Consider the following 20509-nt stretch of genomic DNA (forward strand, 5'->3'; position numbering starts at 1 on the left):
TCAACGCCATTTAGGACAGGTCAAACGTCATAAAAAAAGCCGCACTGAGCGGCTTTTTTATTTTAATGATGTGTTGGCTTACTCTTGTTGGGCTTGCGTTTATTTTTACCGACCCTAGGTTTCGTATTCGATTGATTGAACTGGCTAAACCCAGTGTGCTTTGTCAGTGCTTTATTGCCGCGCTTTTGCCCTGAGCCCGCTTGTCTACCTCGCGTGTTTTCATCAGGCACCAAGCACTCAGGTCCTCGACCGATTAAGTGTGCTTTACCCATGTTTTTCAGCGCTTCACGGATCTGTGGCCAGCCCGCAGGGTCATGATAACGTAAAATGGCTTTATGCAGACGACGCTGACGCGCGCCTTTTGGTACCGGCACTTCCTCATGGTTGTTTTTGATGTTGCGCAAAGAGTTCATTTCAGTGTGGTAAATCGTGGTTGCGTTGGCCATAGGCGATGGATAAAAATTTTGTACCTGATCTAACTTAAAGTCATGTGCTTTCAACCACAGCGCCATATTCACCATATCTTCATCCGTTGTGCCTGGATGCGCAGAAATAAAGTAAGGTATCAAGTATTGCTTTTTGCCTGCCTCTTTTGAGTACTTATCAAATAACTCTTTGAACTTATCATAGGTGCCCATACCAGGCTTCATCATCTTCGACAGCGGGCCACTTTCAGTATGCTCAGGTGCAATTTTTAAGTAGCCGCCAACATGGTGGGATACCAGCTCTTTGACATAACGCGGATCTTCAATCGCCAAGTCATAGCGAACGCCTGACGCTATCAAGATCTTTTTAACCCCTTCAACATCTCGTGCTTTGCGATACAGTTCTATTGTCGGGGTGTGATCTGTGTCCATGTGCTTACAAATGTCAGGATACACACACGATAAACGACGGCAGGTGCTTTCCGCTTTTTTACTCTTACAACGCAGTTTATACATGTTTGCAGTCGGGCCACCTAAATCAGAAATCACCCCAGTAAAGCCCGGTACTTTATCTCTGATCTGTTCTATTTCTTCAATAATAGACTCTTCTGAACGGCTTTGAATAATTCGACCTTCATGCTCAGTGATCGAGCAGAAACTACAGCCCCCAAAGCAGCCCCGCATAATGTTGACTGAGGTTTTGATCATGTCATAGGCTGGGATCTTGTCATCGCCATAAGCTGGGTGTGGAATACGTTGATAAGGCAGTCCAAATACATGATCCATTTCTTCTGTTTCTAGCGGAAATGCAGGTGGGTTTACCCAGACTGAGCGATCTCCATGACGTTGGAATAGTGCTCTGGCACACCCTGGGTTTGTTTCTTGGTGCAAGATACGCGAAGCATGGGCATATAATGGCTTATTCACACTCACTTGCTCAAAAGCAGGCAGCTTCACATATACCTTTTCCCACGGTTTCAACCTTGGCGGCTGAACCGTAATAGGCTTTGCCGCCTCACTTTTTAAATCAATACCCGCTTTGGCAAATTCGGACTTGCTACACCCCATATCATCGGCACCATATGGATTTGGAATAGGGTCTATCTTCCCTACTTTATCAATGGCAGTTGAATCGCTGCCTCGCCAACCTTCAATTGGCGTCTTACGAATAACCGCGGTGCCTCGCACATCTTGAATTGTGTCAATGGTCTCGCCGTTGGCAATACGATGTGCCACTTCTACCAATGGGCGTTCAGCATTACCGTAAATCAAGATATCCGCTTTGGCATCAAAGATAACACTTCGACGTACTTTTTCCTGCCAGTAATCATAATGTGCAATACGACGTAAGCTGGCCTCAATACCACCAATCACAACTGGTACACCTTTATATGCTTCACGGCAGCGTTGACTGTATACAACCACGGCTCTATCAGGACGTTTACCACCGATATTACCAGGTGTATAAGCATCATCATGGCGGATCCGCTTCTCAGCAGTGTAACGATTGATCATAGAGTCCATATTGCCAGCTGTCACACCAAAAAATAAGTTTGGCTTACCCAGTGACTCGAAGGCTGTTTTATCTGACCAATCCGGCTGCGCAATAATCCCTACTCTGAAGCCCTGCGCCTCTAGTACTCGACCTATCACCGCCATACCAAAGCTTGGGTGATCGACATATGCGTCACCTGTAACAATGATGATGTCACAACTGTCCCACCCTAAAGCATCCATTTCAGCACGGCAAGTTGGTAAAAATGGGGCTGGGCCAAAGCATTCAGCCCAGTATTTAGGATATGAGAAAAGCGAACGTTCCGCTTTTAACCCGGAGACCTTTGATGTATTCATAGAGTGACGGCTCAAATAATTTGCAAGGTTACTATTATACCTCAGCGGCACGCTATACCGTACTATAGATGGTGAAAGTATGAGCTAAAAAGCCTAAATCACTGTAATTATTAATCTAATATAAATTAAAAAACGGAATAAAATTACGATTTTGGCAAAGTTATCATCTTTTTCGGTGGGAATGCGAGACAGCTATCTGTGTATTAGAGACATGAGCAAGATTTACTTTATGCTATTCATTTATCGCTGTCAGTGGCATTTAAAAACACTAATAACTCATCTTTAGGCATGGGCTTTGCCAATAAAAACCCCTGTACTTCATCACAACCCAACTTTTTAAGTACATCAGCTTGTTGCTGCGTTTCCACCCCTTCAGCAATTGTTTTTAAACCTAAATGACGGCCTAATGAAATGACCAGATCAGCAATTGCTCCGCTATCTGAATCAGGAATATCTTTAACAAATGCGCGATCAATTTTTAAACGTGCAAGCGGCAGCTGTTGTAAATAACTTAGCGATGAAAACCCAGTACCAAAATCATCTATTGCCACTTCAACACCAAAAGACTTTAATTCTCCTAACGTCTCAATCACCGTTTTAACTTCATCCATGACTACGCTTTCTGTCACTTCTAATTCTATTTTTTCAGGGGAGACTTGGTAGTGGGCGATTGTATTTTTTACTTGCTCAGCGTAGTTATTCACTTTGAATTGTGGCACTGACACGTTCACCGCCACGCTAATATCTATGTTCTGGGCACTCAGCTGGTGTTGTAACTTACATGCTTGCTCCAACACCCACTGGCCAATATCAACAATGAGTCCAGAGTCCTCGGCTAGAGGGACAAAAATGCCTGGGGAAATATAATCGCCGTTACCTGATGGCCAACGAAGCAAAGCTTCGCAGCCAATCACTTTATTGGTCTCTAAACTAAACTGTGGCTGATACCAAACTTCTAGTTTGTTCATTTCAAAGTCTTGTCTAAGTTGGCGGATCAAACCAAGTCGCCAGGCCATTTTTTCTTCTAAGTCTGGCGTGTACCAATCTAAAATCTTATTCGCTTGCTTTGCTTGATTCAGCGCTATGTAGGCCAACTTTAGCGTTTCTAAACCTAGGTGATGAAAGTCTGCTTGACGGCAAACACCAATATGAAAATGCATGGTTAATACATGCTCACCCACTTGATAAGGCACTGTGATGGTATCTACAAAACCCTGCTCATCAAATAACTGACTTGGTAATAATAAGCCAAATACATCGGCGCCAATACGTGATAATAACTGACTTTTTGGAAACTCAAGACTAAGCCGCTCTTTTACCGCGAGCAAAAGCAAGTTACCTACTTCCTGACCCAAGCCATTGTTGATATCAGAAAACTGTGCAATATCAAGCAGTACAAAAACTAAATCGTCACTACCTGGTTGATAAAACTGCGCGATTAGGTCAACAAAATTAGCCCTGTTGGGCAACCGTGTAAGTGCATCTTTATATGCAACATCTCGCAGCTCATTGATCAGCTTTATGTTGTCAACACCCACACCGACATTGGTTAAAAATATCTCAGCAAATTGCAGCTGAGAAGCCGACGGTGGCTGTTCAATCTCAACGAAAATTGCTGCTTTTCTGCTTTTTCCTTCTAATAAAAACGTAATATCGTGGTCTGTATGTTGGTGCACTTCACGGTCAAAGCAGTTTTGCACTTGCATAATCACTCTGCCGTTATCGAGCTGCTCAAGCCCTTGCCCGATAAATTCTTCGTAGTGATCTGTACCACCAAAAATAATGACGCGAGATCCATTGGTGATACCTGCCACCAGTCCGCTTTCATGGGCGCCGATTATCTTAGCTAACTGCTGAACCACCGCCTTGCCAAACGAAACCATATCTGTGTGGCCGAGAATAGCCTGAGAGGCATCTAATATGTTTGCCAAAGCCACGCTTTGCTGTTCTAGTTCACAAATTTGTTGATAAGAACGAATTGCAGTCATCAATGACGTCACCAACTTACCGCGGGTAAGCTCGGTCTTCATTTTATAATCATTAATGTCGTATTCTCTGATTACTTTCTCTTCTGGCGCATATCCAGGTTGACCAGTACGTAATATGATCCGTACTGCGTGGTTGCCTATCTCTTCACGAACTTGCTTAACCACGTTCAAGCCTGCATCATCGCTTTCCATGACAACATCAAGTAGTAAGACACATACTTCAGATAAGTTCTTGATCGAGGCAACGGCTTCTTTTCCTGAATAGGCATGATGAAAGCGTAACGTTTTTCCCCAAAATTCAACCCCAGACAAAGCGAGCTTTGTCACTGAATGTATTTCAGGATCATCGTCCACAACCAAAACTTCCCAAAAGCCCTTTTCATCTTCTTGGGTATCATGGGAAACCTCTTGATCTGCAAACAGAAAATCTTCTTGCTCAGACGCCATCATCCACCTTATGCTTAACCACATCAATTCTGCAAGAGCAGCTTTTTCTATATTTCATCTTATAAAATATGATAGGTTTTTACTATCGTGTTCTACATTCATTAACACCCAAGTAATATTATAGACGATGTTCAAATACTTGCGCTCAGTTAAGACGCAAATAAAACGTCGAGGGAGATCAAGTGCAGGTAATTCAAACAATCTTAAAAGCCATTACTTTTAGTGTGCTGATCAGCCTCATCATCGTCAACATACTGCCCACTACATACCGAATTACAGTCACTGAGCCAATTGCTCAAAATCATCCGCATGCAATAAAATTCATGCTATCAACAAGAAACTGGGTACAGGCAATAAGTGTATTAAAGTCGAGTAAAATACAATTACTGTCGATGCAAAATGAAGAAAAAGTAGGTGGGTTTGTTGCTTTTAATCACTCTGGCGGCAGAGTTGACGCAACTTTGGTAGAAAAGAAAGAGCTGGAACTGCAATATCACTTAAGGTTTCATGAAGAACACCAAGCGAAGATGCGTATATATTTGCAACCTAACACGCAGTTCATCTCGATAGTGATCCACGGAGAAGTACTTTCTCCCATTATTGGTGGTTTGAATGCGTTACTCACTAAGTATTATTTAGAAAAAATCATACAAACTGCCATCAATGAAATGAACTCCCAACTTCAATTACAAACAATGGGTCGAGATAATAATGACGATTAAAAGTGCCCAAGCCCGCTCTAGTTTAGCCTTGCTCATAGAAGAAAAGCTTGGCTATGCCATGATAAAGCACGCAAAACCAGCTGTAACAAATGGACGTTTTGCTTCTGGCCCAACTCAGCAAAATAGCTTTTTTGTCAAAAGTGAGCACGGCACACTCAAAAGAGCCTTAAAAAGGCAGCAACTTCAAAAAATACAGCGTCAACAAAATATTGAAGCCGTAATGGGTATGTCTTTATCTCTTTGTCCTGATGTGACAAGCCGCGGAAGACCGGATCCAGATTGGCTAGAACATTTTATTTCGTTAGCTGAAGATATTGCCAATCAAACGATGCAAAAACTATGGGCAAAAATACTTGTTGGAGAATCCATTGCGCCGGGAACATTTTCAATTAAAAGCCTGCAAACGCTCAAGTTAATGACACAGCGAGAGGCAGAAGCCCTGCAAAAGTGTGCCTCACTATGTGGGTATTTAGAAAAAGAAGACAGCTACCTAATTATTCTTGGGTACTATAAAAAACCTTCGTTACTAGATTTATTAAGAAAAGGCAGTACCGAAACAATTAATTTAGCACAAGCAGGTTTAAGCTTCCCGCATATCCTTACATTGATGGATATCAACCTGATGTATCGCCAAGAAATCGAGTCATCCAGCTTGCAAAAAGGTCAGTCACTCACTCTCGTTTATCAAAACCAAAAAGTGAACTTTGAAGCTAAAAGCAATGAATTGGTCTTGAGTTACTATAAACTCACACAAACGGGGGATGAGCTTAAAAAACTTATCAATACACCTGTCAATAAAACATACCGTCAACTACTCAACAAAACTTTAGAGGACGAGTTTACGCTCACCTTTGAGTAGCACATAAAACAAAATAGCCCCGCAGCACACTATCGCTTCAGGGCTATTCAAAAAAACAGTCAAACTGCCAAGTGGATTAGAAATGCACTTGTAAACCCGCAAATGGACCTGACGCATCGATATCAGAGTCGAAGTCATCGATATCATCTAGCTCTAGTACTAGAGAGCGATATCCAGCTCTGACTGCAACATCTACAGCTAAGTTATCGATAAATTCCCAAGCAACACCAATTTGATAATCTTGGATTTTGCTGTCATCAATCGCCAGCAAGCTGCCTTCGGCAAACACACTCAGTCCAGTTAATGGTAACCCTACTTCTGCTCGTAAATAACCCAATGGTACAAAGCCAGAGAAATCAACAGTTTCAGTTACTTGAGAGCCGTTAACATCACCGGTAACAACTACATCTGCATCAAACTGCTTGGCATTGATACCAAAATCAAATGAAACAAGATCGTTATCAAACAACTCGTAGTAAAAAATATAATCAATGTGATTTAAATCGGCGACAGTATTAGCTTGTGTACCCACTGTGAAGTTACTATCACCAAACTCAAACGTATCCGTTAATGTTGTACTACCCACCAGCTCAAGCTCAGTGTATTTCAGTTTTACATTAGGTACTAGTGGAACAGGGTGTTCAAGGGCAGCGTAAAAGCTTGAAAATGTCTCATCTTCAAAATCAAATGATTGAAGGTTACCTTTTTCTGCAAAGCTACCTTCAGGATCATTTTGCCACCCTTCGGCTCCTAAGTATAAACCTAATAAAGTATCAGCATGTGCTGCAGGTGTAAGGCAAGCCAGAGACAACGCTGCCGCTAAACAATACTTTTTCATTTTTTTATCCTTGCGCTAAAAGTTCACTGAGTTCTATTAGAGCTGCATTTGCTCTAGATATATAATTCGCCATCACTAATGAGTGATTAGCTACAAAACCAAAGCCACTACCATTCAAAATCACCGGGCTCCATACAGTTTCCTGTGTGGCTTCTAATTCCCGAATAATTTGCTGCAAGCTCACTTTGGCATTTTTCTTTTCCAACACATCGGAAAAATCATGCTCTACAGCCTTCAAAAAGTGCAGTAATGCCCATGTTGCACCGCGAGACTCATAGAAAACATCATCAATTTTCCACCACGATGTCTTTACAACTGACTGCTGCTTACCCGCAGTCGCCTGAGCAGCACTCGCGTCTCCTGCTAAGTCAGTATTTATTCGTTCTTGTCCAACACTGGCACTGAGTCTTTGACTCAGGCTACCCATGCGCTTTTCAGCCTCTTTTAACCAGCCTCTCAAATTATCTGCACGTGCATAAAACTGGCTATCAACTTGCGTTTGATTCGCAATTTGCCCTTGGTACTCTTGTAAAAAACGAATACCTGCTTGGTACTCGCTTTCAGCACTGGGCAAGATCCATGCTGTAGAGCTTATATTAAATTTAGGTTGTGCTTTTTTTAAGCTTGGATGCTCGGTAGATTGTGACTGTGAGCGACTAAAGTCTTTGCGCATAGATAAAGCTAAGTCCCTCGACATTTCCAGTACACCAAACTCCCAAGCAGGCATGTTATCCATTAAAACGCTAGGAGGCAGTACATCGTTAGACAAGTAACCACCCGGCTTGTCTAACAAAGTTTGCATCACTTCAATTAACGTATTTGTTGTAACATACCCTGTCACCAACGTTGTTTGTTGCTCACCAGCGCGCAGCTTTGCTCGCTCGACTACATCAAACTGTTCAGGCTCAAAGCTCCAATACACGGCCAGTATATAACCCAAAGCGACAATACCAGCCAGTGCGGCAAATACTTTGCCCTTATATTCTTTCATCCTAGCTCCTAATGATGATGATGGTGTGACTCATTGGAAAATTCATCTTTTAAAGAAACAACTTTAATAGTGCTTTCAACTTTTTCACCACCAGAAAAATATAGTGTGAGTTTACGGGTTTCGCCTACTTTTAGCTTAACTTTTGGATCAAAACCCATTAGGTGATAACCACCTGGTTTAAATTCAACATGTCCTTTAGCTGGCACAGTCAGCGCTTTTACAGGCTGCATTTTCATCATGCCGTTGCTGTGAATATGCTCATGAATTTCAACACGACCCAGCCCTTCTATTTCAGCGCTTACAATCGTAATAGGCTTAGCAGTACTGTTGTGAAGGGTCATATAACCAGCTGTAGATTTCGCAGCAGGTAAAAACGCACGAATCTTCGCTTTATTTACCTGAAGACTGGCTGAATCTTGCGCGGTGTGATGTTGATGATGGTCATGCCCATCATGTTGATGATTATGAGCGACACCAAAAAAAGATAACGACAACAGAGAGACAAATGCAAACGCTTTACGCATGGCTGGATTCCTTTAATTCTGAATTAAACAGTATTAGATACGATGATTATACCGCTCTTGAGCACTGAATTCACAGTAAATTATAACCATCAGCTTTAAGTCGCATCACTGCTGAGGTGCTTTTTCTAACACCAACCAAGTCAGTGCGAGTATCATCAGTAAAGGAATTGCGATCATGACGGAGTTAAATAAAAATACCAATACTAGCCCAATGAGCATGATTAACCCGACCCCCAGTAATCCGACACTGAGTAATGCCACAATCGCAATTCCACAAACTATCACCAACAAAAAGCCAAACAACTCCAAGCCGACCCAACCTAACTCATGAAATAAGCCTGATAAGCTCAGCGCAGTGTAAGGAACAGATAACCATGAAAAAACCAGTGCAATGAATAACGCACACAACAATAAAGTCACTGTTTTCATCACGCCCCCTACTTTTTATCCGGCAAACACAGCCACCCGATGAAGTAGCCAATAATGCAAGGCCAAGTAAATTTAAATGCCATTAATACCAACAATAAGCGAACTAACCAAACAGGTAAGTCGATGCGTTTTGCAACTTCACTGCAAACACCCGCAATTTTCTTTCTACCTCGAGGGCTCAAAGTACTCTCATATTTTCGTGAATACATAGCTTTCTCCTATTGAGACAACGGCTTACTTGACGATACTGCAGCAACTTTCTGCTTTAAAGACTGCATCATGGACGTGACGTTTTCATGTTGAATCAATCGATTCAACTCATCTATCGTTTTATGTGCTTGACTCGTAAATGAATGACCATGTGAAGATTCTGTTGATGTGATCTTTCTTTCCCATTCTGAGATATGTGACGCTAAATCTTGCATGGCGGGTCCATGCAAAGCTTTTTTTAGTTTAAGGCGTGCACTTAAACACTCTTCTTTAATGCTGTGACTGTGGCTTTCATATTGAGTATCGCTTTGCTGGACTGACTGCAAAGCAATATACTCCTGCTCCATTTTATTTAACGCTTGAGACAAGTTTTCAAGATGCGTTCTTAATGAAGATAATTTATTTTGGCAGTTATACTTTTCATTTAAAGCCGCCTTCGCCAAATCCTCTCTCCCCTTTTCTAAAGCGTACTGTGCTTTTTCATACCAGTTTGCAATAGCACTTTCATAGTTAACAACTTGTTTGCGGGCTGACGAAGCTTCCGTTTTTAATTGGATAATGAGCGCCTGGATACGCGCAGATGCGTTATTGATATTCGGCGAACAGCGCTCACTAGAGCAAGCATCACCGAGTAACGTGTTAAATTCCGATTTAATTAGATCTTCGATGCGGTTGATTAAAGCCATAACATGTTCCTTGATAACATATGATGACTCTAATGTTCCAAACTCTGTGCCAAATATTAAAGCTTAGTAAAAACAGAAACTTAATGAAAAATGTAGCACTTACAACTAAAGCAGATGATTAAAATGTGGTAAATATGACCAAAAAATTGTTTTTTTGGTCATGAACAGTTATTAAACCTCAGGCACAAACGTAAGTGCTTTTTCCATGACGCTAATATCTGCGTCTTTCTTGTGACCATTTTCGGACAAATGACGTCTATAGCCTCGTGCACCAGGTTGGTTTTGGAATATCCCCAACATATGACGTGCAATGTGCCAGAAGTTTGCGCCACGCGTCATCTCTTGCTCAAAATAATCATACATACTGCGCACAACTTCATGACGAGTCTGCGTAAATGGTGCATCTCCATATAGATGTTCATCAACTTGTGAAAGTAAGAAAGGATTGCTATAGGCTTCTCGACCGACCATGACCCCATCCAAATGTTCCAAATGATGCTGGCACTCCTCTAGCGTCTTAACTCCACCATTAATACTAATATGTAGGTTCGCATAGTCTTGCTTTAACTTGTAAACCCTAGGGTAATCAAGCGGTGGAATTTCTCGATTCTCTTTTGGGCTTAAACCCTGCAACCAAGCCTTTCTCGCATGAATGATAAAATCATCGCATCCAACTTGATGAGATGCCTCAATCAAGGCTGTTAAAAACTCATAAGAATCTTGCTCGTCGATACCAATGCGTGTTTTCACTGTGACTGGGATAGATACTTCAGCTTTCATAGCCGCAACACATTCAGCTACAAGGTTTGGCTCAGCCATCAAGCAAGCACCGAATCGGCCGTTTTGAACTCTATCCGAAGGACAGCCAACATTTAAATTCACTTCATTATAGCCATATTCTTGAGCGCGTTTAGCACAATCAGCCAAAGCTTTTGGATCGGAGCCACCTAGTTGCAGTGCAACTGGCATTTCATGGTCACCGAATGCTAAATAGTCGCCTTTACCATAGATAATTGCGCCTGTGGTGATCATTTCAGTATATAGCACAGCATGTTTACTCAGCTTACGATGAAATGTTCGGCAGTGACGATCAGTCCAATCTAACATGGGTGCAACGGAGAAGCGGCGAAACGCCGAATCGCTTGTATTTATTTGGCTAATACCTGATTTATCTGTGTTTTTCATACTTCTTTACTTACCCCGAATCGCCTTGAATTACCCCAAATTTCGATATACAGTTCCCCAATAGTCCCCCATATCTGGGTTGGACAAATCAATAACTTAGGGAATAAACATGGCGTCATATTCAATAGAAAAACGACCAAAAGCGAACGGAGACATATCGCATCGCGCTGTCGTCTTTGTCAAAAATAAGGGCAAAATTATACACCGATAATCTAAAAATTTCAGTAAAAAGGCATTAATAAGAAGAAAGGAAAGCACATGCTCTATAGTGACAACATAAGCCGCTAGAACACTGTATTTTTACGGATACGAATGTTGGCGGTAAAGTCAAAGCGGAAGCAATGATAAATCTACTGCTCTTGGAAGTTCACTACAAAAGACAATACAACTTTCTCCGATTAAACTTCGCTTAGCAGTTAACACATGAAGCTCTTAATTGTAGTGTCTACATATGAAAAATTCTTACTAAAGTGAACATAAGAAAAGAAATCATCTGCCATTTCTGTAGAAAAATAAAACCACCATAGATCTTAATATAATATCTCCATAGCTTGAAAACGGAGAAAATATAGCATTGTAGTGATGCAGCTTTAACAAGGACTCTACTAACTAAGGTGAAACACACATACATGTACACCAACACATTAAAATATTTACCTATTACCTAGGCCAAAATGCTTTTTATCTAGAAGTAATTTAGTTGGATAACTTATTAATATAATAAAAGCACTGATATTACATATGAAAAAAGATGCAGCAACAAATGAATTCAGTAAGCTGTAGCTAATATCTAAGTACCCACGAACTACCAGTTGAATCAAGTACAAAGATAGTTCAATGAACATTAGATAGGATACAGACCTTGCGATACTCGAAAACCCACACTGTCTGATGGCATGAAGTAAAAATAAAGAGACAAAGAAAAAAGTTAAATTAACCATACCTAAAAAGTAAAAAAATCGACGCAGTGCAATCTTTTCCATAGGTAAAGTTATTATGTGATCGGAAAGTATGTTGCCTATGATAAAAAATACCACAGTGCAAAGTGCAGTAAGGAAGCAAGAGTGGAGTGTATGATCGGCTTTAGTTTTTAAACTACTTTTACCACCGAAAAATAGGCTGAACTTTCTTTCCCAGAAAATTACTATTAAGAAAAGAACGACCAATGAAAACAATGCTCTAAATATCCAATCAACATAAGCAAGAATTTCATTCATATTCGCCTATACCTTTCTCCAAAATGTTATCATCCTTGCTGTTAAGCATTACCCTTGCTGTGAAGATTACCCTTGCTGTGAAGGTACCATTCTCGCCATTTGCTGAGGCGGCGCCTTACTAACTGAAGTTCCACCTGCAATAACTTTTATATCATCGACTGATAGCTGTTTTAGCTCTTTTTTACTAAGCTTCACTTCTTGACTCCTTTTTAATGAATAATTTAATTAAAAACAATGTAACAACCAATTTTTTTTAAGTCAAATATTAGCCCTCGTAAGTATTTTCGGGTTTTGAGGGCCTAATATTATTGAAAGTAAGTTCTTATTTGACCAATGACATTGCAAAAGGGGTTGATCAGCAATTACTTCAAATTAATCAACATACCCCTCAGGGTTATTTTTCTGCCAATTCCAAGAGTCCTTCATCATGTCACTTAGGTCTTTTTCAGCTATCCATCCTAGTTCTTGTTGCGCTTTTTCCGGAGCAGCATAACAGGCAGAGATATCTCCCGCACGGCGCGGCTTAATATCATAAGGTATTGAAACACTAGATGCAGCTTCAAACGCCTTCACCATATCTAGAACAGAGTAGCCGTTACCAGTACCTAAATTATAAATATGAACACCATGATTCTTTGCTAGCTTTTGAAGCGCCTTTAAATGGCCGACAGCAAGATCAACAACATGAATGTAATCCCTTACTCCAGTGCCATCATGGGTATCATAATCATCTCCAAAAATCCCCAACTTCTCTAACTTTCCTACAGCAACTTGTGAGATATAAGGCAGTAGGTTGTTAGGAATACCATTGGGATCTTCACCAATTAAACCTGACTCATGTGCACCAACAGGGTTAAAGTAACGCAATATAGCAAACGCCCACCTCTCATCCGATTTAGCAACATCTTGTAAAACCATTTCTGCCATAAGTTTGGAAGTACCATATGGATTGGTGGTACCACCAACAGGAAAATCCTCTTGAATAGGAAGACTTTGAGGGTCACCATACACAGTAGCAGATGAGCTAAATACCAATTTAAACACATTTGCATGCCTCATAGCATCCAGCAGGGTTAAAGTGCCTTGTACATTAGTTTGATAATACTCAATCGGCTTTTGAACTGATTCACCCACAGCCTTTAAACCCGCAAAATGGATGACTTGGTCAATACTATGCTTAGAAAATACAGAGTCTAAAAAGTCACGATCTAAAATGTCTCCCTCATAAAACGTAGCATCCTTACCAGTAATCTCTTTAACACGGCTCAATGCCTGTGAAGATGAATTAACAAAATTATCTACAACAACAACTTCATCGCCTTGATTAAGCAACTCAACAACAGTATGCGAGCCAATATACCCCGCACCACCTGTAACTAAAACTACCATATATGCCCTACCTAAAAAAATCATTTGCACTTGCTGCATTGCTAACTGCTAGTATATAGCGTTTATTGCTCACAAACAAAAGCCAAAGTCCTGTCATAATAGCTTAATCTGGTGATATCAGTATCACAATAATCTTGCAAATTACGCCATAACTTAACTGATTTAGGCGCATCTATATTTCTCATAAAAATTTTATTATCAATTGCATACGCTAAGGTACTTTCATCAAACCACGTATAGTCACGGACACTTTTAGGTAATCTGAACTGTTTTTTTACACTGCCAGTAGAACTTGAGTAAGTTGCAAACCACTGCTCGCCATCTACCAAAAATGTGAAACTATAGATATCTCTCGCAGAGTTATAAGCTAGGCTGCGTCCAATATCTTTTGCTACAACCTTAGGCAAATGTCCTGATAAATTTGTAAACTGTAGCGAATGCGGCTCGCCTAAAATGAACAGAATTACATCTTCATTTTTACCCCAAGCATGGTAACCAACAGGTTTAATATGCTCAAAAATACGTGATGGCAATTGTGATTTATCCTCTGGGTAAAACCACAACCTCTGCTCCCCAGACTGCTCTACTACGATGGTTGAGATGCCTTTTTTATGTGGAAAAATTGTCGGGGAATACTCAGATTCAGGCGTATTAGTCAAATTAGTATGCGACTTATTATCGAAGCGGTACAAGAACAAATCTGTTTGAGATTGCTTCTGTGCTTTGACTTCTTTTGTGTAGTACACCCCAACTTCTGTTATCAGTGGCTGATTATGATAGGCATCTTTATCTGTCAGTGGTTGCACAGAAAACCCTCTCTCACTATCTTGTGCCAACCATATTTGGCTTTTGGGCATTGCAGCCTGTGCATGTGTGATGATGATAAAGCTACATACCACCAGCGTATTGATTAGGGCTTTATACATTGTGATTCCTTTTTATTTTTGATCTTACCCAGTACACACTTCAAAAACCAATAAAATCTCATATTTCAACACACCCACGTTATATGAAAAATCACCTATGCTCGCAAAGCGCTTGCGAAATTTTCGTCTTTCAGTAACATCAAATTAAAGTTCCAGTGATGATGACAGCGATTTTGTTATGCTTCACATGACTTAATGCAGTAGCGCGATTGGTGCGCAACAAAACTCGGCTAACACACTGTTCATAAGTTAGGCCGCGATTAGATTCCGTTTTTATTGAGGTTATCATGTCACAACAACATCCAATCATTGCTATCACTGGAAGCTCAGGCGCTGGAACCACTACCACCACCAATGCAATTAAACATATTTTCCGCAGTCTCGACGCCAAAGCGGCACTCGTTGAAGGAGATAGCTTTCATCGCTACACCCGTCCTGAAATGGATAAACTCAAACGTGAAGCCTTACAAGAAGGCAAGCATCTAAGTTACTTTGGCCAACAAGCCAATGATTTTGCAGCCCTTGAAGAGTTATTTGCCAGTTATGGAAAGACAGGAAACGGAAGAATACGTAAGTACTTACATACATTCGATGATGCAGTTCCTTATAACCAGTTACCTGGTACATTTACACCCTATCAAGATTTAGAAAACAATACCGATATGCTGTTTTATGAGGGCTTGCATGGTGGTGTAGTCACTGAAGAACATAACGTTGCTAAACATGTTGATTTGCTTATTGGCATGGTGCCTATCATTAACCTTGAATGGATCCAAAAGCTTATTAGAGACACACATGAGCGTGGCCACTCACGAGAAGCAGTAATGACTTCTATCGTGCGAAGTATGGATGATTATATCAATCATATAACCCCGCAATTTTCTCGCACACACATTAATTTCCAGCGCGTACCAACAGTCGATACATCTAATCCCTTCAGCGCGAAAGACATTCCTTCACTAGATGAAAGCTTTGTGGTGATCCGCTTTCGCGGTATTGAAGATGTGAACTTCCCTTATTACTTGCAAATGATTGAAGGCAGCTTCATGTCACGGGTCAATACCTTGGTTGTCCCTGGTGGTAAGATGGGTTTGGCGATGGAATTGGTGTTAACACCACTTATTAAAGATTTGCTCATCAAAAAACGTGCCTATGAAAATTTAGCCCCCACAGAGCTCAATATTTAAATTTGCCTTATTTCACTTTCCCTCAGTAAACTAACCACTCAAAATTGAGGGATATGAAATAAATGATGCTCAAAATACTCGTAGGTTCTAAAAATCCAGTCAAAATTAACGCCGCAAAAACAATTTTTCAGCAATACTTTCCAGAAGCAGAAATTATTTGCGAAGGGCACCATGCACCTAGTGGTGTGCCAGACCAACCGCTTGGCGAGTTAGATACGCGTTTAGGCGCTCAAAATCGAGTTGATTATCTTAAAGAGCAGTATGATGCGGATTATTACTGCGCGATGGAAGGCGGTGCTGCTAGATTTGACTATGGCGCAGCCACATTTGCATTTGTCGTCATTGCAGATAAGCAACAAACCAGTATCAGCAGAAGCTGCAACCTCCCCCTTCCCGACAAAATATATTCAGCTTTAGAGCAAGGTGAAGAGCTTGGACATGTTATGGATCGCGTATTCAACACCACCAATATAAAACAAAAAGGTGGCGCGATAGGCCTGCTTACGAATAACCTTGCCACAAGAGAAAGTTCATATACACAAGCACTCACGTTAGCCATGGCACCGTTTATTCATTCAGAGTTATATCGTTCATGAAGTACTCACATATCATTTTTGATGCCGATGAAACGCTATTTCATTTTGATGCTTTTCTTGGTCTGCAAACCTTATTCAAACAACATGGTGTCACGTTCGACCGACAAGACTACGATGAGTATCAAACCCTCAATGCGCCACTTTGGGTGCAGTATCAAGATGGAAAAATTGATGCACAAACACTGCAAGTGACGCGCTTCAATGCATGGGCTTCCAAATTATCTGTTTCGCCAGAGTCTTTGAATTTAGGCTTTTTAAACGCCATGGCAGATATATGCACCCCTTTGCCGGGCGCACAGTCACTGCTGTCAGCGCTCAACCCTGCTGTTTCATTGAATATCATCACCAATGGATTTACTGCGCTACAAGAAAAGCGCTTACATAAAACAGGGTTTAAACACTTTTTTGATCATGTGGTGATTTCTGAGCAAGTGGGCGTCGCTAAACCGGATCCTCAAGTCTTTGAGCACACATTAGCGCTGTTAGGTAACCCAAGCAAAGAGCAGGTTTTGATGGTGGGAGATACACCCAAGAGTGACATTTTAGGTGCTAATCGATTCGGTATTGATAGTTGCTGGTTACAGCATGATGGACAAACCTGCCCAGAGTATATAACGCCAACTTATCAAGTCAGTCATTTATCAGAATTAGAGGCGCTACTGGTGAAGTAGCCCCTCCAAGTAATGCTTACAAACTGCGTTGGCGCAGTACTTCAAACAAGCAAACACCGGTCGCAACCGACACATTCAAGCTAGACACTGTGCCAACCATAGGGATTTTTACCAATAAATCACAGTGCTCTCTGGTTAGACGACGCATACCATCGCCCTCAGCGCCCATCACAATAGCAATTGGGCCTTTTAAATCTGAGGTGAAAACTTCACTGTCAGTTTCACCAGCGGTACCTACTACCCAAACACCCGCTTCTTTAATATCACGTAGCGTTCTGGCTAGGTTAGTCACCTGAATAAGCGGTACGGTCTCCGCGGCACCACACGCCACTTTACGCGCTGTACCATTGAGTTTCGCAGACTTATCTTTTGGTACAATCACCGCGTGTACACCTGCCGCGTCAGCACTACGTAAGCAAGCACCTAAGTTGTGCGGATCAGTCACGCCATCTAGTACCAAGAAAAATGGCGCGGCGTTAGCATCAATGATCCCTTGCAGGTCATTTTCATTCAGTATACGCGGCGCTTTAACATTGGCAATAATGCCTTGGTGTTGCTCGCCTTTCGCCTTGTTATCTAGCGCTTTTCGCTGCATAAACTGCACCGAGATACCAAATTTACGTGCTTCATTAACCACTACACTCAAGCGCTTATCATCGCGCCCTTTTAGTGCGTATATCTCCAAAAAACGCTCTGGCTCTTTGGCTAAAATGGCTTCAATAGAGTGAAAGCCAAAAATTAATTCATTACTCAAAACTATGCTCCAGCACTATTATTTTGTCTCTTGCGGGCATTTTTACCCGGCCTTTTTGCCTTGGTGGCTTTTTTTCCTGTACTCTTTTTAGCGGTTTTTTTATTTCCTGATGCGCCCGCTTTTTTGCCTTTTTTCAACACGCCTTTCGGGGTTGTTTTTTTGCGCTTTTTGGCTTTTTTAGCGCTTTTTTCTGACGAGTCATCTTGCTTATCTGACTTACCGTTTGGGATCTTGCCTGCCTTTAGCTGAGCACGAACGCTACTTCTAGCAGCATCACCACTGGGCTTTGACTTTTTACGACGTCGCGCGTAGCGATCTGGTTCAGCTTCATCTGCCAGCACCAAATTGATGCGTCGCTCATCCAAGCTCACTGATGCCACAACAACGCTTAGCTTGTCACCTAAACGATAAACCGTTTTGCTATGCTCACCCACTAAACAGTGCTTTGCACCATCAAAATGGAAATACTCATGGCCTAAATTGCTCACATGGATCATGCCGTCAATTTGCAACTCATCAAGGCGAACAAATAAACCAAAGTTCGTGACTGACGAAATCACGCCTGAGAACTCACTGCCAACATGGTCTTGCATAAACTCACATTTGAGCCAATCTGCTACTTCACGTGTTGCATCATCAGCGCGACGTTCAGTCATGGAGCACTGCTCACCTAACTGATCAGCCTCATCAGCATCGTATACATAAGCACCAGATACGGTTTGTCCCTGCGCCGCTATGATTCCTTTGATTGCACGGTGCACCACCAAGTCAGGATAACGTCTGATCGGTGAAGTAAAATGCGCATACGCTTTCAATGCCAATCCGTAGTGGCCGATGTTGTCTGGTTGATACACCGCTTGCTTCATGGAACGAAGTAACATGGTTTGGATCAACTCAGTTTCAGGACGTTGACCTAATGATGCAAGAGCTTCGGTCAGCTCAAGTGGGGTCGGCTCATGACCAATTGGGCTCTCTATGCCCAAATCATTTAAAAACTGTCTAAAGTGACTCAATTTTTCAGGATCTGGCTCATCGTGAACACGGTACAAACTACTCGCGTCGTGCTTTTCAAGTAGCCTTGCCGCAGAGACATTGGCCAAGATCATGCACTCTTCGATCAGTTTATGTGCATCGTTTCGAACCACAGGCACAATTGATTCGATCTTACGATATGCATTAAATACAAAACGCGTTTCCAGCGTTTCAAACTCAATCGCACCACGAGTTTGACGCGCCGACTTCAGCGCCATATACATATTATGTAGTTCAGTTAGATGCTCAGTGACATCTGCATACTCTTCACGCAGTTTTTCATCACCTTGTAAAATCGCATGTACCTTTGTATACGTAAGACGCGCATGAGAATTCATCACGGCTTCGTAAAAACGGTATCCAGACAATTTTCCAGCTTCTGAAACAGTCATCTCAGCGACCATACATAGTCTGTCTACTTTTGGATTCAGTGAACATAAGCCGTTAGATAATACCTTAGGTAGCATGGGTACTACTTGCTCAGGGAAATACACTGAGTTACCGCGCTCAATCGCTTCTTTATCTAACGGACTATTTTTTTCAACGTAGTGAGACACATCAGCAATGGCGACCCAAAGCCGCCAACCACCTGAACGCTTACGCTCACAATGCACTGCATCATCAAAGTCTCGCGCATCTTCACCATCAATGGTCAATAATGGTAGATTACGGAGATCAATACGCCCTTGCTTGTCTTTTTCAGCAACAAACTCACCGTGTTTGCTGACTTGTTCTTCAACTGCTTGAGGCCACACATGCGGAATATCATGGTTGCGCAGTGCCACTTCTATTTCCATGCCCGGCGCCATATGATCGCCAATGACATCCGTAACTTTACCAACGGCATTCATTTGCTTGCTTGGACGCTGAGTAATTTCGACCTGCACCATTTGGTTATGGCGAGCCCCTTTTTCACCGCCCGGCAAAATTACAATATCTTGCGTTAAACGCGGATCTTCAGGCACAACCACTGCCATACCATGCTCAACAAAATAACGCCCTATGATAGGGGCACGTTCAGACTCCAGTACACGGACGATACGCGCTTCAACTTTACCGCCAGAGCCGCGACTTGCCGCCTTGGCCAATACCCAATCTCCGTGTAATACACGATCCATTTGATGCTTGGTAATGAACCAATCCTTTTTCTCACCTTCGACTTCCAAAAAGCCAAAACCATCGCGATGACCAATGACCTTGCCTTTCACCAAGCCATCATCACAAGGGATAACGTAGCATTTGAATTTATTAAAATGCAGCTGTCCATCGCGCTCCATAGCACGAAGGCGGCGCTTAAAGGCAATTTGGCGCTCTTCTTCAAACACATTAAGTGCTTGGCACAATTGGCTAAAGCTGGTCTTTTTACTACTGGCTTTAATCTTTTCCAGTATAAATTCACGGCTTGGAACTGGATTATCGTATTTTTCTTGTTCTCGAGAGAGATAAGGGTCCTGCTTTGACATGCATAAACTGTGTAAAGGAGTTATAGCTATATTCTAACGCAAAACATACTAATGGCCTAACCAAACAATTTAAGGCAACCATAATTTCATAATCAGAGATGAGTTCCAACTAGCCATCT

20 protein-coding genes are annotated in these 20509 nt (G+C 41.7%); 5 read left to right on the forward strand and 15 right to left on the reverse strand.

Features of this window, described 5'->3' with window-relative positions; all coding sequences use genetic code 11:
• Positions 1-62 precede the first annotated feature (62 nt).
• Both N477_RS23585 and N477_RS23590 read right to left on the reverse strand, forming a co-directional pair.
• A complete protein-coding gene (locus tag N477_RS23585; protein WP_063361331.1) occupies positions 63-2276 on the reverse strand; it encodes a YgiQ family radical SAM protein in 2214 nt (737 codons plus the stop codon).
• A gap of 236 nt (positions 2277-2512) precedes the next feature.
• On the reverse strand, positions 2513-4711 hold the full coding sequence (locus N477_RS23590; RefSeq protein WP_063361330.1) for an EAL domain-containing protein: 2199 nt from the start codon (positions 4709-4711) through the stop codon (positions 2513-2515).
• A gap of 182 nt (positions 4712-4893) precedes the next feature.
• On the opposite strand from N477_RS23590, the gene N477_RS23595 reads away from it, so the two are divergent.
• Both N477_RS23595 and N477_RS23600 read left to right on the forward strand, forming a co-directional pair.
• Positions 4894-5433, forward strand: coding sequence for a hypothetical protein (locus N477_RS23595; protein WP_063361329.1), 540 nt, complete (start codon positions 4894-4896; stop codon positions 5431-5433).
• The gene (locus tag N477_RS23600) at positions 5423-6292 is read left to right on the forward strand and encodes a TIGR03899 family protein (RefSeq protein WP_063361328.1); all 870 of its coding nucleotides are present in this window, start codon (positions 5423-5425) and stop codon (positions 6290-6292) included. Before N477_RS23595 ends, N477_RS23600 begins: the two co-directional genes overlap by 11 nt.
• Before the next feature lie 76 nt (positions 6293-6368).
• Here N477_RS23600 and N477_RS23605 read toward each other — a convergent pair whose 3' ends face one another.
• The 11 genes from N477_RS23605 to N477_RS23650 all read right to left on the reverse strand — a co-directional run bounded on the left by N477_RS23605 (position 6369) and on the right by N477_RS23650 (position 14687).
• Positions 6369-7130, reverse strand: coding sequence for a TIGR04219 family outer membrane beta-barrel protein (locus N477_RS23605; RefSeq protein ID WP_063361327.1), 762 nt, complete (start codon positions 7128-7130; stop codon positions 6369-6371).
• Positions 7131-7134: 4 nt separating this feature from the next.
• Positions 7135-8121 carry a DUF2333 family protein gene (locus tag N477_RS23610; RefSeq protein ID WP_063361326.1) on the reverse strand — a complete coding sequence of 329 codons (987 nt, stop codon included), beginning with the start codon at positions 8119-8121 and terminating at the stop codon, positions 7135-7137.
• Between the two features lie 8 nt (positions 8122-8129).
• Positions 8130-8645 (reverse strand): copper chaperone PCu(A)C, encoded by a 516-nt coding sequence (locus tag N477_RS23615; RefSeq protein WP_063361325.1) that lies wholly within the window; start codon positions 8643-8645, stop codon positions 8130-8132.
• Between the two features lie 105 nt (positions 8646-8750).
• Entirely contained in the window at positions 8751-9074 is a 324-nt protein-coding gene (locus N477_RS23620) for a hypothetical protein (RefSeq protein ID WP_063361324.1), read from the reverse strand.
• 8 nt (positions 9075-9082) lie between these two features.
• Positions 9083-9283: a PspC domain-containing protein gene (locus N477_RS23625; protein WP_063361323.1), complete on the reverse strand. Its 201-nt coding sequence runs from the start codon at positions 9281-9283 to the stop codon at positions 9083-9085.
• Between the two features lie 9 nt (positions 9284-9292).
• Positions 9293-9970: a PspA/IM30 family protein gene (locus N477_RS23630; RefSeq protein ID WP_063361322.1), complete on the reverse strand. Its 678-nt coding sequence runs from the start codon at positions 9968-9970 to the stop codon at positions 9293-9295.
• Between the two features lie 171 nt (positions 9971-10141).
• Positions 10142-11155 (reverse strand): tRNA dihydrouridine(20/20a) synthase DusA, encoded by a 1014-nt coding sequence (gene dusA, locus N477_RS23635; protein WP_063361321.1) that lies wholly within the window; start codon positions 11153-11155, stop codon positions 10142-10144.
• Positions 11156-11808: 653 nt separating this feature from the next.
• Complete coding sequence (locus N477_RS23640) at positions 11809-12372, reverse strand: hypothetical protein (protein WP_063361320.1); 564 nt, start codon at positions 12370-12372, stop codon at positions 11809-11811.
• Positions 12373-12438: 66 nt separating this feature from the next.
• Positions 12439-12567 (reverse strand): hypothetical protein, encoded by a 129-nt coding sequence (locus tag N477_RS26630; protein WP_269200126.1) that lies wholly within the window; start codon positions 12565-12567, stop codon positions 12439-12441.
• Between the two features lie 177 nt (positions 12568-12744).
• On the reverse strand, positions 12745-13761 hold the full coding sequence (gene galE, locus N477_RS23645; protein ID WP_063361532.1) for a UDP-glucose 4-epimerase GalE: 1017 nt from the start codon (positions 13759-13761) through the stop codon (positions 12745-12747).
• Between the two features lie 62 nt (positions 13762-13823).
• Positions 13824-14687, reverse strand: coding sequence for a hypothetical protein (locus N477_RS23650; protein ID WP_063361319.1), 864 nt, complete (start codon positions 14685-14687; stop codon positions 13824-13826).
• A 287-nt stretch (positions 14688-14974) separates the two neighbouring features.
• On the opposite strand from N477_RS23650, the gene N477_RS23655 reads away from it, so the two are divergent.
• The 3 genes from N477_RS23655 to yjjG all read left to right on the forward strand — a co-directional run bounded on the left by N477_RS23655 (position 14975) and on the right by yjjG (position 17141).
• Positions 14975-15874, forward strand: coding sequence for a phosphoribulokinase (locus N477_RS23655; RefSeq protein ID WP_063361318.1), 900 nt, complete (start codon positions 14975-14977; stop codon positions 15872-15874).
• Positions 15875-15936: 62 nt separating this feature from the next.
• Positions 15937-16470: an inosine/xanthosine triphosphatase gene (gene yjjX / locus N477_RS23660; RefSeq protein ID WP_063361317.1), complete on the forward strand. Its 534-nt coding sequence runs from the start codon at positions 15937-15939 to the stop codon at positions 16468-16470.
• Positions 16467-17141 (forward strand): pyrimidine 5'-nucleotidase, encoded by a 675-nt coding sequence (yjjG, locus tag N477_RS23665; RefSeq protein WP_063361316.1) that lies wholly within the window; start codon positions 16467-16469, stop codon positions 17139-17141. The genes yjjX and yjjG overlap by 4 nt, the downstream gene beginning before the upstream one ends.
• A 16-nt stretch (positions 17142-17157) precedes the next feature.
• On the opposite strand, the gene rlmB is transcribed toward yjjG, so the two are convergent.
• A complete protein-coding gene (rlmB, locus tag N477_RS23670) occupies positions 17158-17895 on the reverse strand; it encodes a 23S rRNA (guanosine(2251)-2'-O)-methyltransferase RlmB (protein WP_063361315.1) in 738 nt (245 codons plus the stop codon).
• Positions 17896-17897: 2 nt separating this feature from the next.
• A complete protein-coding gene (gene rnr / locus N477_RS23675) occupies positions 17898-20390 on the reverse strand; it encodes a ribonuclease R (RefSeq protein ID WP_063361314.1) in 2493 nt (830 codons plus the stop codon).
• Positions 20391-20509: the final 119 nt, after the last annotated feature.

The sequence above is a fragment of the Pseudoalteromonas luteoviolacea H33-S genome, from assembly GCF_001625695.1.
GTDB lineage: Bacteria > Pseudomonadota > Gammaproteobacteria > Enterobacterales > Alteromonadaceae > Pseudoalteromonas > Pseudoalteromonas luteoviolacea_B.